The organism is Nonomuraea sp. NPDC048916, from assembly GCF_040649575.1.
Lineage (GTDB): Bacteria > Actinomycetota > Actinomycetes > Streptosporangiales > Streptosporangiaceae > Nonomuraea.
In genome coordinates this window covers 1-13651 of the sequence record NZ_JBEZFS010000037.1, presented here as the reverse complement: position 1 = coordinate 13651, position 13651 = coordinate 1, and the positions used below count along the sequence as shown (strand labels likewise).

At 70.3% G+C, this 13651-nt stretch carries 15 protein-coding genes and 1 pseudogene; 6 read left to right on the top strand and 10 right to left on the bottom strand.

The window, feature by feature from the left end:
* Window positions 1-30: 30 nt before the first annotated feature.
* Window positions 31-1695: an alpha-amylase family protein gene (locus AB0C16_RS31310; protein WP_357688126.1), complete on the top strand. Its 1665-nt coding sequence runs from the start codon at window positions 31-33 to the stop codon at window positions 1693-1695.
* Window positions 1696-1764: 69 nt separating this feature from the next.
* The gene (locus tag AB0C16_RS31305) at window positions 1765-3519 is read left to right on the top strand and encodes a 5'-nucleotidase C-terminal domain-containing protein (RefSeq protein ID WP_357688124.1); all 1755 of its coding nucleotides are present in this window, start codon (window positions 1765-1767) and stop codon (window positions 3517-3519) included.
* 35 nt (window positions 3520-3554) lie between these two features.
* Here AB0C16_RS31305 and AB0C16_RS31300 read toward each other — a convergent pair whose 3' ends face one another.
* The 5 genes from AB0C16_RS31300 to AB0C16_RS31280 form a co-directional block, all read right to left on the bottom strand.
* Complete coding sequence (locus tag AB0C16_RS31300; protein ID WP_357688123.1) at window positions 3555-3944, bottom strand: VOC family protein; 390 nt, start codon at window positions 3942-3944, stop codon at window positions 3555-3557.
* 37 nt (window positions 3945-3981) lie between these two features.
* Window positions 3982-4731 carry a cytochrome d ubiquinol oxidase subunit II gene (locus AB0C16_RS31295; protein WP_357688121.1) on the bottom strand — a complete coding sequence of 250 codons (750 nt, stop codon included), beginning with the start codon at window positions 4729-4731 and terminating at the stop codon, window positions 3982-3984.
* 9 nt (window positions 4732-4740) lie between these two features.
* Entirely contained in the window at window positions 4741-5991 is a 1251-nt protein-coding gene (locus AB0C16_RS31290; protein ID WP_357688119.1) for a cytochrome ubiquinol oxidase subunit I, read from the bottom strand.
* A 96-nt stretch (window positions 5992-6087) separates the two neighbouring features.
* Window positions 6088-6756, bottom strand: a complete 669-nt coding sequence (locus AB0C16_RS31285; RefSeq protein ID WP_357688117.1) for a response regulator transcription factor — start codon at window positions 6754-6756, stop codon at window positions 6088-6090.
* On the bottom strand, window positions 6753-7898 hold the full coding sequence (locus tag AB0C16_RS31280) for a sensor histidine kinase (protein ID WP_357688115.1): 1146 nt from the start codon (window positions 7896-7898) through the stop codon (window positions 6753-6755). The genes AB0C16_RS31285 and AB0C16_RS31280 overlap by 4 nt, the downstream gene beginning before the upstream one ends.
* A 53-nt stretch (window positions 7899-7951) precedes the next feature.
* Between AB0C16_RS31280 and AB0C16_RS31275 the strand changes: the two genes are divergently transcribed.
* On the top strand, window positions 7952-8164 hold the full coding sequence (locus tag AB0C16_RS31275) for a hypothetical protein (protein ID WP_357688113.1): 213 nt from the start codon (window positions 7952-7954) through the stop codon (window positions 8162-8164).
* 39 nt (window positions 8165-8203) lie between these two features.
* Here the strand turns inward: AB0C16_RS31275 and AB0C16_RS31270 are convergent, their stop codons facing one another.
* On the bottom strand, window positions 8204-9217 hold the full coding sequence (locus AB0C16_RS31270; protein WP_357688112.1) for an acyl-CoA desaturase: 1014 nt from the start codon (window positions 9215-9217) through the stop codon (window positions 8204-8206).
* Window positions 9218-9718: 501 nt separating this feature from the next.
* On the bottom strand, window positions 9719-10927 hold the full coding sequence (locus AB0C16_RS31265) for an amidohydrolase family protein (protein ID WP_357688110.1): 1209 nt from the start codon (window positions 10925-10927) through the stop codon (window positions 9719-9721).
* A gap of 196 nt (window positions 10928-11123) precedes the next feature.
* Between AB0C16_RS31265 and AB0C16_RS31260 the strand changes: the two genes are divergently transcribed.
* Together AB0C16_RS31260 and AB0C16_RS31255 are read left to right on the top strand one after the other, a co-directional pair.
* Window positions 11124-11714, top strand: coding sequence for a TetR family transcriptional regulator (locus AB0C16_RS31260; RefSeq protein ID WP_357688108.1), 591 nt, complete (start codon window positions 11124-11126; stop codon window positions 11712-11714).
* Between the two features lie 161 nt (window positions 11715-11875).
* Window positions 11876-12145, top strand: a pseudogene (locus AB0C16_RS31255) (glycosyltransferase family 2 protein); the annotation flags it as partial.
* Here the strand turns inward: AB0C16_RS31255 and AB0C16_RS31250 are convergent.
* On the bottom strand, window positions 12061-12537 hold the full coding sequence (locus AB0C16_RS31250) for a hypothetical protein (RefSeq protein ID WP_357688250.1): 477 nt from the start codon (window positions 12535-12537) through the stop codon (window positions 12061-12063). The pseudogene AB0C16_RS31255 and the gene AB0C16_RS31250 overlap by 85 nt on opposite strands.
* Window positions 12538-12574: 37 nt before the next feature.
* Here AB0C16_RS31250 and AB0C16_RS31245 point away from each other — a divergent pair, with 37 nt between their 5' ends.
* Window positions 12575-12817: a hypothetical protein gene (locus AB0C16_RS31245; RefSeq protein WP_357688248.1), complete on the top strand. Its 243-nt coding sequence runs from the start codon at window positions 12575-12577 to the stop codon at window positions 12815-12817.
* Window positions 12818-13059: 242 nt separating this feature from the next.
* On the opposite strand, the gene AB0C16_RS31240 is transcribed toward AB0C16_RS31245, so the two are convergent.
* Both AB0C16_RS31240 and AB0C16_RS31235 read right to left on the bottom strand, forming a co-directional pair.
* Window positions 13060-13272 (bottom strand): hypothetical protein, encoded by a 213-nt coding sequence (locus AB0C16_RS31240; protein ID WP_357688106.1) that lies wholly within the window; start codon window positions 13270-13272, stop codon window positions 13060-13062.
* A 112-nt stretch (window positions 13273-13384) separates the two neighbouring features.
* Window positions 13385-13513 carry a hypothetical protein gene (locus AB0C16_RS31235; RefSeq protein WP_357688104.1) on the bottom strand — a complete coding sequence of 43 codons (129 nt, stop codon included), beginning with the start codon at window positions 13511-13513 and terminating at the stop codon, window positions 13385-13387.
* Between the last annotated feature and the right edge of the window lie 138 nt (window positions 13514-13651).

Here is a 13651-nt window from a genome sequence, read left to right as displayed (position 1 = left end):
CGCGGGTCGTCAAGGGGTAGCGGGCGCGCCATGCGATTGACGTACACCTCTGATCTGTGGTGGAAGAATGCCGTCGTCTACTGCCTCGACGTGGAGACGTACAAAGACGGCAACGGCGACGGCATCGGCGATTTTCGAGGGCTGACGCAGCAGATCGACTATCTCGCGAACCTCGGGGTGACGTGCCTCTGGCTGATGCCGTTCTTCCCCACCCCCAACCGCGACGACGGTTACGACATCACCGACTTCTACTCCATCGACCCGAGGCTGGGCACGCTCGGCGACTTCGTGGAGTTCATGCGGACCGCCCACGACCGGGGGCTGCGGGTCATCGCCGACCTGGTCGTCAACCACACCTCCGACCGGCACCCGTGGTTCGTCGACGCCCGGTCGAGCAAGGACTCGCCGTACCGCGACTGGTACGTCTGGTCGGACAAGCCAGAGCCCGACCCGGAGGAAACGGTCTTCCCCGACAAGGAGGACAGCGTCTGGGAATGGGACAAGAAGTCCCGCCAGTACTACCTGCACAGCTTCTACCGCCACCAGCCCGACCTGAACGTCGGCAACCCGGCGGTGCGCGACGAGATCACCCGGATCCTCGGCTTCTGGATGGAGCTCGGGCTGTCGGGCTTCCGCGTGGACGCCGTGCCGTTCCTGATCGAGAACGTCCGGCCGAAGCTCGCCGACCCGCACGACTTCCTGGCCGATCTGCGGGCCTTCATGACCAGGCGCCAGGGCGGCTCGGTGCTGCTCGGCGAGGTCAACCTCCCCTACGAGCAGCTCGTCGGGTATTTCGGCAACGGGCTCGGCGACCAGCTGAGCATGTGCTTCGACTTCATCGCCATGCAGCGCACCTGGCTCTCGCTGGCCCGAGGCGAGGCCGAGCCGCTCGCCTCCGCGCTCAGGGAGCGGCCCGCGCCGCCCAAGGACTGCCAGTGGGCGGTCTTCCTGCGCAACCACGACGAGCTCACGCTGGACAAGCTCACCGAGGAGGAACGCCAGGAGGTCTTCGAGGTGTTCGGCCCCGACGAGGACATGCAGATCTTCGGCCGTGGTCTGCGCCGGCGGCTGCCGACCATGATGGGCGGCGACCTGAGGCGAATCAAGATGGCCTACAGCCTGCTCTTCTCCATGCCCGGCACCCCGGTGCTGTTCTACGGCGAGGAGATCGGCATGGGCGAGAACCTCGACGCGGAGGGGCGCATGGCGGTCCGTGTGCCCATGCAGTGGTCCCGCGAAGGCGGCTTCAGCATGGCCGAGCCGGACCGTGAGATGCCCGGCGGGTCGTACGCCCCGGATCGCGTCAACGTGGCGGACCAGAAGCGCGACACCGACTCGCTGCTGCGCTGGTTCCAGCTCCTCATCGAGCGTTACCGGGAGTGCCCCGAGCTGGCGTGGGGCGCCTACACGGTGCTGGACACGGGCAACCCGGCGGTGCTCGCCCACCGTTGCGACGCGGACGGCGCGACGGTGGTGGTGCTGCACAACCTGGGCGACACGGCCCAGGACGTGGACCTGAGGCTGGACGGGCTGGACGGCTGCCTGCTCACCGATCTCCTGGTGGACGGCACGGTGGAGATCTCGGATCGCGGCGTCGCCCAGCTCCCTCTCGGCCCGCACGGGTGCCGCTGGCTGCGCGCCTCGGAGCCGGAGGTCCCGCCCGAGGACGCCTCGGTCAAGTCGAACAACCCGTAGCCGGATAGTCGCCGACATACCGGGCAAATCGTAACCGCTGGGTAATATGGTGCGGTTACCGTGCGGCCCATGCAGACCAAGAAGCTCGTCCTGCCCGGGATCGCGGCGCTGACCGTGCTGGCGCTGGTCGGCCCGGCCGCCCATGCCGGTGGTGGGGACAAGACCGTCACCGTCACCGTGATGGGCACGTCGGACATCCACAGCAACGCCGTCAACTGGGACTACTACAAGGACGCCGCCTACGCCGACAGCGCGGGCAACTCCGTCGGCCTGGCCAAGGTGTCGTCGCTGGTCAACAAGGTGCGGGCGGAGCGGGGAGCCGACCGCACGCTGCTGTTCGACTCGGGTGACACGATCCAGGGCACCCCTCTGGCGTACTACTACGCCAAGGTCGAGCCGATCACCCAGACCGGCCGGACCCACCCGATGGCCGAGGCCATGAACGCCATCGGGTACGACGCGGTGACCCTCGGCAACCACGAGTTCAACTACGGTCTGCCCCTGCTGGCCACCTGGGTGCGCCAGATGGAGGCGCCGGTCCTCGGCGCGAACGCCGTCCACGCCGACTCGGGGCTGCCCGCCTACCGGCCGTTCGTCATCAAGACCATGAAGATCAAGGGCGAGAAGCCCGTCAAGGTGGGCGTGCTCGGCCTGACGAACCCGGGCGTCGCCATCTGGGACAAGGCGAACGTCGAGGACAGACTGCGCTTCACCGATCTGGTGGCGTCGGCCAGGCAGTGGGTCCCGGTCATCAGGTCCCACGGCGCCGACGTGGTCGTGGTGACCGCCCACGCCGGCGACAACGGCATGTCCTCCTACGGCGACGACCTGCCGATCGAGAACGCCTCCGCGCTGGTCGCCGAGCAGGTGCCCGGCATCGACGCGGTGCTGTTCGGCCACGCGCACAACGAGGTCGCCCAGCGCTTCGTCACCAACAAGGTCACCGGGCAGCAGGTGCTGCTGACCGAGCCGAGCAAGTGGGGCCAGCGCCTCAGCGTCATCGACTTCACCCTGGCCAAGCAGCGCGGCGAGTGGACCGTCACCGGCAAGTCCTCCACGACGCTCAACACCAACACCGTCGCCGAGGACCCGAAGATCACCAACCTGCTGAAGCCGCAGCACGACACGACCGTCAAGTACGTCAACACGGTCGTGGCCCGGTCGGCGCAGCAGCTCTCGGCCGCCGAGTCCCCGTACAAGGACACCCCGATCCTCGACTACATCCAGCAGGTGCAGGTCGAGACCGTCAAGCAGGCGCTGCCGGACAACCAGCTGCCGGTGCTGTCGATCGCCGCTCCGTTCAGCCGCTCCGCCGTCTTCCCGGCCGGCGACGTCCGGGTGCGCGACGTGGCCGGCCTCTATGTGTACGACAACACGCTGCTGGCGATCAAGCTGACCGGCGCCCAGATCAAGGACTACCTGGAGTATTCCGCCAAGTACTTCAACCAGCTCGCCCCCGGCGACCCCGTCGACGTGTCCAGGCTGACCAACGCCGGCAACACCCCCGACTACAACTACGACCAGCTGTCGGGCGTCTCCTACGACATCGACGTGGCCAAGCCGGTGGGCCAGCGCATCGCCAACCTCAGCTACGAGGGTGTGCCGGTGCCGGCCGACAAGGAGTTCGTGGTCGCGATCAACAACTACCGGCAGTCGGGCGGCGGCGGGTTCCCGCACGTCACCGGCGCTCCGGTGCTCTACAACGCGCAGGTGGAGATCCGCCAGGCGCTCATCGAGTACGCGACGGCGAAGGGCGTGATCGACCCCGCCGACTTCGCCGCCGCGAACTGGCGCCTCGTCCGCGACGGCGCGCCGCTGTTCTGAGCGTCGGGTGACCGGGCGCCGTCACCCGCGCCCGGTCACCCCAGCTCCTCGAAGAGCGTGAGCTGCAATCCGGCCGGCCCTTCCAGGCGGGAGTTGAGCGAGTTCCACGGTGTCCGGGTCGGCTCGGCGATCACCGTGGCGCCCGCCCCGGCGAGCCGGGCCGTGACCTCGGCCGAGTCGTCCACCTCGAACGCCACCCGGATGTGGCCGGCCACCCGCCGGCCCACCTCGACCTCGTCGATGTAGCCGGCGTGCGGGGGATCGGTGATCTCCAGCGTGGCCCGGCCCGCCTCCAGGATCGTCACCCGGCCGCCGGGGGAGGAGAAGGCGGCCCGCTCGGGCAGCCCGAGCGTGTCGCGGTAGAACTCCAGCGCCTGCTCGTAGTCCTCGGCCGTCACGACCAGTCGTAGCTCTCGTACCTTCATGTGCCACGACAGCATCCGTAAAGATCCGTTCATTCCCTCACAGGTAGGACGGACCCGTGACGCGGTGGCGGAACGTCCACCACACCCACGCCTGCGCGGCCACCAGCAGCGGGATCAGCGCGAGGATCACCGGCGTCAGCAGGGCGCCCGACGTGCCGGCCGCCAGCGGCAGCCGGAGCCCCGCCAGCACGCCGACCGTCGCGAGCGCCGTCGCGGTCAGCGCGTAGGTGCGGGCCTCGCCCGCGCCGCCGGACAGCCCGGACAGCACGGACGCCCGGCGGTGCGGCTCCCCGCGCAGCCGCAGCGTGGCGAAGGCCAGCCCGTGCGTCGCGAACAGGGCGGCCACGACCAGCGCGGGCAGCAGCGCGAGCGGCCCGTCGATGCCGGTCAGCACGTGGCCGAGCAGCATACCCCAGCTCAGCGCCAGCCCCCAGCTGCCGGCCACGACGGCGCCGTCGCACCAGTGCTGCCATCGCGCCCCCGGCAGCCGCCCGCGCAGCCACAGCCCCATGTCGCGGACCACCCAGGACACCAGCAGCACCACGAACAGCGAGTAGTTGCCGCTGAGCAGCTCGCCTTCGAGCTCGGGGAAGAGCCCGGCGAGCACGCCGCCGGTCGCGACCAGCCACACCTCGTTGCCGAGGAAGAACGGCGCGATCGCGGCGATCACCTCCCGCCGCTCGGCGGACGAGCGGCCGAGGTAGGGCAGCAGCATGCCGACGCCGATGTCGGCCCCGGCCAGCACGAGGTAGCCGAGCGCGAAGAAGGCCAGGATGAAGATCTCCATGACGGCTCCTCAGAAGGTCAGGACGGGAGAGGGGGTCTCGGCCGGCCGCTCGCCCAGCGCCACGGCCTCGGGCCCGCGCCGGGCCGCCCTGGCCAGCAGCCAGTAGTTGACCGTGACCAGCACGGCGAACACCGTGACGAACGCCGCCAGCGAGAACCTCATCTGCGCGCCCGTCACCGGCGACATCGCCTCGGCCGTCGTCAGCAGGCCGTAGACGGTCCACGGCTGGCGGCCCATCTCGCGGAAGACCCAGCCGCCGAGCATCGCGACGAACGGCAGCGGGATCATCGCGGTCAGCAGCCAGTGCCACGGCCGGAGGCTCCGCACGGCGGGACGGATCAGCATGAGCAGGAAGCTCAGCCCCGAGACCAAGAACATGATCGCGAACGTCGCCAGCATGGTGATCGCGCCGCCCTGCACCCACGCCACGGAGGGCAGGTAGTCGCCGGGGCCGTGCGTGGCCACCATCTCGGCCTGCGCCCTGGCCAGGCTCTCGGCGTCGCCCACCCAGGCGGCGACCTTGGCCGGCTGGAGCGTCTCGAAGCCGATGCCGCCGAACGCCGCGGTGAACAGCGTCGCCGGCAGCGCCACGCCGAGGCCGACGCGCAGCGACTTGCGGAAGAGGTCCTGCTCAGCGGTGCGTCTGCGCAGGTGGTAGGCGCTCACCCCGGCCATGACGAAGCCGGCCGTCACCATCGCGCCGCCGAGCACGTGGTAGAAGGCGACCCGCGCGGCCGGGTTGGCCACCATCGCGCCCAGGTCGGTGAGCCGCAGGGCGCCGTCCACGAGCTCGTGGCCGACCGGGTTCTGCAGGAACCCGTTGGCCACCAGCACCCAGAAGGCCGAGGCGTAGGCCGTCAGCGTGACCACCCAGATCAGCGCCAGGTGCGCCCACCGGTTGAGCCGGCCCCACCCGAAGATCCACAGGCCCAGGAAGGTGGACTCGATGAAGAACGCCACCAGCGTCTCCAGCGCCATCGCCGAACCGAACACACTGCCCGCGAAGTCCGTCAGCCCGCTCCATGACATCCCCAGCTGGAACTCCATCACGAGGCCGGTGACGATGCCCATCGCGTAGTTGATGACGTAGAGCTGGCCCCAGAACCTGGTCATCCGCAGATGCACCGGGCTGCGCGTGACGGTCGCCCAGGTCTGGATCACGGCCACCAGCGTCGCCAGCCCGAGCGTCAGGGCGACGAACAGGAAGTGCGCCCCCGCGGTGAGGGCGAACTGCAGGCGGGCGAGCTCAACGGTTTCCATGGCTTCGAGCATGTCGGTACGGCTCCCGCGCCGCGTCAGGCCCTGGGATGCACCTGCCGTACATCCTCAGGTTCATCGCGCCACCGGTCGTACGACTCAGGGTGTAAGCCATCCGGGGGTGATCATGCCGGCCTCGTAGGCGAGCACCACGACCTGGGCCCTGTCACGCGCGCCGAGCTTGGTCATGATGCGGCTGACGTGCGTCTTCGCCGTGGCCGGGCTGAGCACCAGGCGGGCCGCGATCTCGTCGTTGGACAGCCCGGCCGCGACCAGCGTCATGACCTCCCGCTCGCGCTCGGTCAGCGAGTCGAGCTCGGGGCCGGGTGCGGGGCGCTGGACCCGGCCGGCGAACTCCGCGATCAGCCGCCGGGTGACCGAGGGCGCGATCAGCGCGTCACCCCTGGCCACCACCCTGACCGCGTGGATCAGCTCGGCCGGCTCGGTGTCCTTGACCAGGAACCCGCTGGCGCCGGACCGGAGCGCGCCGTAGACGTAGTCGTCGAGGTCGAACGTGGTCAGGATGATCACCCGGACGCCGTCGAGCCGGGGGTCGGTGACGATCCGGCGGGTCGCCTCCAGGCCGTCGAGCTCGGGCATCCGGATGTCCATCAGCACCACGTCGGGCCGCAGCTCCCTGGCCCTGGCCACCGCCTCCGCGCCGTTGGCGGCCTCGGCCACCACCTCGATGTCGTCCTCGTCGCTCAGGATGGATCGGAACCCGGCCCGCACGAGGTTCTGGTCGTCGGCGAGGAGCGCGCGGATCATCGGGTCCCCTTTCCGCGCGAGGCTCCGTTCAGGGGGAGGTCGGCGAGCACGCGGTAACCGCCCTCGGGCCGGGGGCCGGCCTCCAGGGTGCCGCCCAGCGCGGCGGCGCGCTCGCGCATCCCGCGTAATCCGAATCCGCTGCCCTCGGTGTACGAGGCGCCCGGGCCATCATCTTCCACCCTGATCACAATATGTCCGGACTTGTTGGTTATGGTCAGCGTGGCGGTGGAGACCCCGGAATGCCGGGAGACGTTCGTCAGCGCCTCACGGATGATCCGGGTCGCCGCCAGGTCCACCTCGGTGGGCACCCCGTCCAGCGGCCCGGCCAGCTCGGTGCGCACGGTCAGCCCCGTCGCCGCGACCAGCTCGCCCAGCCTGGCCAGGCTGTCGGCGGGCGCGACCGGCGCGTCCTCGTCCACCTGCCGCAGCACCCCCAGCGTGGTGCGCAGCTCGCGCAGCGTCTCCTTGCTCGTCTCCTTGATCGTGCGCAGGGCCGCCTCGGCGTCCTCCGGCCGCTTCTTCAGCCCGTGCAGCGCCGCGGACGCCTGCACGTTGATCAGGGAGATGTTGTGGCCGAGCACGTCGTGCAGCTCCCTGGCGATGCGCAGCCGCTCCTCGCCGGCCCGCCGCCGGGCCTCCTCCTCCCTGCCGTGCTCGGCGTCGGCCGCCCGCCGCTCGGCCTCCTGGAGGTAGGCGCGCCGGTTGCGGGTGACGCCGCCGAACGCGATGGCCGCCACGACCCAGCCCGTGATCAGCAGGAACATGCTGTCGTCGACGTGCCTGACGCCGCCGGTCTCACCGAGCCCGAAGGCCAGCAGCGCGACCGATCCCGTGGTGATGGCGGCGACCAGGTGGCCCCGGTCGGCGGCGGAGAACAGGACGACGAACGGCAGGATGACGAGCGGCCCGTCAACGGCGGCGAAGGGATAGTAGGCCGCCACCGCCGCCGTCACGATGACCAGCGCCGCGACGGGGTGCCGCCTGCGCAGCAACGTGCCGCCGGCCGCCGCGAGCGGCAGCACGACGTCGAGCGGACCGGGCCGCACGTCGCCGGACCAGATCAGGGCGGTGGCGAGGGTGCCGCCGAGCGCGATGGCGACCACCACGAGCGACACGACCGTGCTGGACGACAACCTCGGCATATCCCCATTCTCCATGCGCGTGCGGGCGGCCCGTAGCTGGGTAAAGCGGAGAAATGAGCACTGAGGACGAACTCCTGCAGGTGGAAGCCGACCTGGCCAGGCTGCGCGCCGAGAACAAGGATCTCCGCGAGCAGATCGGCGACATGGGAGTCACCGACCAGGTCGAGATCGGCACGATGATCGCCATGGCCGACGAGCGGGAAGAGCTGATCGCCGGTCTGGAACGCCGCCGCGACGACCTCCGGCAGCGGCTGCAGCGGAGTTGAAGCGCGTCGAGGGTGGCCGCGGCACACCCTCGAAGCGGTTCAGCGAAGGGGCGCCCCGACCTCGTGGAGGTGGCGCAGCGCCTGACCGTAGGAGTCGAACAGCCCCGTCTCCAGGTAGCTGACGCCGATCTCCTCGCAGTAGCGCTGGACGATCGGCTGCGCCCTGCGCAGGTTGGGAGCCGGCATGTTGGGGAACAGGTGGTGCTCGATCTGGTAGTTGAGCTGGCCCAGAGCCACGTCGACGAGGTGGCCGCCCCTGACGTTGCGCGAGGTCAGCACCTGCTTGCGAAGGAAGTCGAGCTTGTCGTCCTTGGTGAGGATCGGCATCCCCTTGTGGTTGGGCGCGAACGTTGAGCCCAGGTAGAGGCCGAAGACCCCCTGGTGCACCAGCAGGAACAGCACCGCCATGCCCACCGGCAGCACGGCGAAGACCAGGCCGAGGTAGGCCGCGAAGTGCGCGACCAGCAAGGCTCCCTCGATGCGGCGGCGCTTCATCGCCGGGTTGGAGAGCGACTTGAAACTGGCCACGTGCAGATGCCACGCCTCGAGCGTGAGCAGCGGGAAGAACCAGAACGCCTGCCACCTGGCGATGAACCGGGGCAGACCGGCGCTTCTCGCCGCCTGGTCGGTCGACCAGACGATCACCGCGGGCGAGACGTCGGGGTCGTGGTCCTCGTGGTTGGGATTGGCGTGGTGGCGGTTGTGCTTGGTGTTCCACCAGCCCCAGCCGAGCCCGACGCACAGATTGCCGATCACCAGGCCCAGGTTGTCGCTCGGCCGGCGGGTCCTGAAGACCTGGCGGTGCCCCAGGTCGTGTGCGAGGAAACCGAACTGTGTGAAGATCACGGCCATGAGCACGGCGACGAGAAGTTGCCACCAGGAGTCGCCGAGCCACACGAACAGCGCCCAGCCGCCGAGGTAGGCGGCCACGACCAGACTGCCCCGGATCGCGTAGTAGACCGGACGCCGGTCGAGCAGACCCGCATCGGTGATCTTGCTGACCAGTTGGGCGAAATCGCTGCCCCTGGCTTCGATCGTCACTGGATCGGCCACTGCACTCCTTTTGTCGCGGTGGAAACTGACACCACACTGGCGCATTCTCGGCGCCGACGGAAGATCGCCTACGGCGCAGGCGCTCCGAGTGATGGCTTTCGCCTCTCGCCAGAATGTTGCCGCTTCGCCGCTCCCGTTCCGGGGAGGCGGCCGGCAGTGCCTGGCAGAGATCTGGCAGTGGCGCCTCACGAGGTGCGAGGCATGGCATACGTACCGATGGCATACGTACTGTTCGCCGGCTCCGCGCCGACGGGACACAGCTGGAGACTACCCGGCCATCCGGAGCCAACAGGACGACCAAGACGTCTGGCAGGCAGGACGGCCCAGCTCAGAGAGCCGTCCACCTCCATTCCGTACCCGTACCCTGACCCGGCCATGCGACATCGCCCGGTGTCCGGGACCGCCGCCCACCTGGCGGCCTCGCTGGAACGACCGGGAGGCTCGCTGGAACGGCCGGGAGAACGGGCCGGCCGGCCGGACATCGGCGGTGCGCCGCCGGGGTCAGGCGGAGACGCGGTGGCCCTGGCGGAAGACGGCCAGGGGGTGCTGGAGGGCGGTGATGTCGGCGAGGGGATCCCCGTCCACGGCGACCAGATCGGCGTCGAAGCCCGGCGCGATCCGGCCCTTCCGGTCCGCCACCCGGCAGTGGCGCGCCGCCCCCGAGGTGATCGACCGCAGCACGTCGAGCGGCTCGAAGTCGTGCTCGACCAGCATCTGCGCCCCGTACGGCAGCACGCCGTGCGGCTTGACCGGCCCGATGCCGGCGTCGGTGCCGATCACGAACGACACCCTGGCGGCGCTCATCGCCCGGAGCGACTCCCGGAGGGCGGGCATCAGGAGCGCCATTCGCGGCGGCAGAGGCGCGGAGACCGGCGCCAGCCCGGCGGTGATCGACACCACGAGTCTGGACGCGGCCAGCCGGGCGAGCAGCCCGTAGTCCACCTCGACGAAGTCCTCGGTGAAGAACGAGCAGTGCTCGACCGAGTCGAAACCGGCCTCCAGCGCGTACGCGGTGCCCTCGGCGCAGTGGGAGTGGCCGGTGATGGGCAGGCCGTGCGCGTGGGCCTCGTCGGCCGCCGCCTTCAGCTCGGCCGCGCCGTACTGGCGCCGGTGCGAGCGCGTGCCGGGCGTCATCTCGCCCCCGGTGACCATCATCTTGACCACGTGCGCCCCGCGCCTGGCACGTTCCCGTACGGCCTCGCGAACGGCCGCCTCCCCGTCGGCCTCGCCGCCGAGGAACCAGCAGTGCCCCTTCGTGGTGGTGATCGGCGGCCCCGAGGCGAGGATCTCCGGACCCGCCACGCCCAGCCTGAGCCGCAGCGACATGAAGTCCCGATCGCCCAGGTCGCGGACCGTGGTGACACCGGCGGCGAGCTGCCGGCGCGCGGCGTCCCGCATCCGGTCGATCAGGCCCGGCGCCTCCAGCCCGGCCACCACATCGGGGCCCGCGTCGAAGGCCAGGTGGACGTGGCAGTCGATGAGGCCGGGCAGCAACGTGGCGTCCCCGAGATCGACGGTCTCGGACGGGCCGCCGGGCCCGCCCCCGAAGTCGACCGTGCCGGGCCGTCCCCCGTCGACGGCCGCGCCGGCGGAGGCGGTGACGGGCGTGTCGCCGGTGACGGCGGTGATCCGCCCGTCCTCGACGATCACCACCCGGTCTTGGTGCATGTCCCGGCCGTCGAACAGCCGTCGTGCGCGAATGGTGAGCATGCCGTCACGGTGAACCTCGACGGCGAGGCTGTCACGGGTAACCCGTACCGATATGTACGCCCACTTTCCGGCCACACTCACCATCCGAACCGCGCTGCGCGTTGACCGGGACCGGAACGATGCCATCGGTCACGTCCAACTGTCATCCGTTGAGATGATTCTGTCACCCAAACGGATGGATGATACGCTCCTGACCATGAGCCGAGCACCGGAGGAGAGGCGGCGCGATCCCGAGCGCAGCAAGGCGCGCATCCTGCGGGCGGCGCTGGAGGAGTTCGCGGCCAAGGGCTTCGCGGGGGCCAGAGTGAGCGAGATCGCCGCTCGCGCCGGGGTCAACAAACAGCTGATCTCCTACTACTTCGGCGGCAAGGAGGGTCTCTTCCGTGCGCTGACCAGCCGGTGGCAGAGCGAGGAGAGCGCGTTCGTCGACCAGGAGGCCCCGCTGGGGAAGGTCGTCGCCGGCCACGTCCGGGCCCACTCCGCCCACCGCGACTTCGGCAAGCTCATGGCCTGGCAGGGGCTGACCGACGACGGCCCGCCCGATCCCGGCTTCACCGACGACACCCGGAGCGACGTCGAGCACCTGCGCCGCAGGCAGCGGGCCGGTGAGCTGCCCGCCGACCTCGACCCGGAGGCGGTGCTGGTGGCGCTCTCCGCCGTGGCCGCCGCGGGCATCTCCTTCCCGCGACTCGTGCGGGCGCTCGGCCACGACCCGGCCTCGCCCGAGTTCGGCGCCTACTACGCCGAGCAGATGGAGCGGCTGGTGGGCCACCTGCGCGCCCGGTAAGACCCGCGCCGCGGGCCCAGGGGAGCGCGCGACCTCCCGTGAGCACGCGGCCCTCGACATCGGCCGCGGCCACGCCAGGCCAGGACTGAGCTGGGCATTTTCTGTGGACATGTCATGCTTTTGTAAGGGTTGATCGCGGCTGCCGGATCTACCTTCGGATCATGATCGATGTTGTGCTGCCCTGCCGTAACGAGGCCGCCGCGCTGCCGTGGGTGCTGGAACGGATGCCGTTCGGATATCGCCCGATCGTCGTGGACAACGGCTCGACCGACGGCTCCCGCCGGATCGCCGAGGAGTACGGGGCGACGGTGGTGCGGGAGCGGCGGCCGGGGTTCGGCTCCGCCTGTCACGCGGGGCTGCTGGCGGCCACCGCCGAGGTCGTCTGCTTCATGGACGCGAACGCCTCGCTGGATCCCCGCCAACTGCCGCGCGTGGCGGGCCCCGTGCTGGCGAGGGAGCGCGACCTGGTGCTCGGCCGCCGCCGCCCGTCCTCCGCGCCCTCCGCGTCCGCGTCCTGCGCGAACTTCGCGACTTGCGCGAGTTCCGCGTCCTGCGCGTCCTGCGCGTCCTGCGCGAGTTCCGCGTCCTGCGCGAGCTCCGCGTCCTGCGGGAACTTCGCGAGCTCCGCGACTTTGGCGCCCTCCGCGACCTTCGCGACTTGCGTGTCCTCCGCGAGGTCCGCGACCTGCGCGAAATCCGCGCGCTCCGTGACCTGTGCGAGCTCCGCGAACTTCGCGAGTTCCGCGAACGCTGAGGACTTCGCGAGTTCCGCGCCTCCCGCGAGGCGTGCCTGGCCGGCGCATGATCGGCTGGGCAGCGCCATGCTGGCCTGGTGGTTGCGCAGGAACTCCGGGATTCAGGTGCGCGATCTCGGCCCGATGCGCGCCTGCCGCCGCCGGGCACTTCTCATGCTGGGACTGGTCGACCGCGGCTTTGGCTATTCGCTGGAGATGCTGCTGCGCGCCTCCGCCGGGGGCTGGCGGATCGCGGAGGCGGAGGTCGACTACCTGCCGCGGACGGGCCGGTCCGTGGCCGGAACCGTCCGCGGCACCCTGCGCACCATCGCCGACATGCGTGCCGTACTGGCCGCCGGCAGAAGTTGAGCGCCAGCCCACCCAGCACGTCAGCCCACCGATGACGTCAGCCTGGCGGAGGCGTTAGCCCACCGGAGGCGTTAGCCCACCGATGACGTCGGCCTGGCGGAGGCGTTAGCCCACCGATGACGTCGGCCTGGCGAAGGCGTCAGCCCGCCGGAGGCGTCGGCCCGCCGGAGGCGTTTGGCCTGGCGAAGGCGTCGGCCCGCTGGAGGCGTCGGCCCGCTGGAGGCGTGAGGTCGCCGGAGGCGTCAGTCGGCTGAGAGGCGGTCGAAGAGGACCAGCGCCGCCTGGCGCACGTCGTCCGGCGAGAGCCCGTCGAGCGTCTTTCGGGCCTGCTCGGCATCGCGGGTGGTGGCCAGCGTGATGGCCACGGACGTCGCCGCCACGCGGTCAAGGGATCCGGCGGGCGCCGTGTCTGCCAGCTGCTGGGCGCTCGCGGCCAGGTCGAGGTTGTCTGTCAACGGGTCTCCTCGGATGGATACGGCTTGGCCCATTGCATCACCTGACATGGCACGCCATCCACCATTCGGTGATTTACCGGCGATTCGCCCACGGGCCCCACCTGCGAGGTCATTACGAGGAGGGAATGCGCGCCAGCAGGCTCTGCATGTCCTCGGCGTGTTCCTCCTCCTTGGCGAGCAATTCCTCGAACACGCGCCGGGTGGTGATGTCGCGGTCGCCCAGCCACTGGATGGTATCCATTCAGGCCTGTGATTGATCAGGCGTTTTGGGGTGGCATCCAAGGGTTCCCGGCCAGCGCGTCACGGAGAGCATCGAGTGGGTGGACGCCGTGGTTGCGGGCGGTGCCGAGGTAGGAGCGGATCAGGCAGTAGCGGGCAG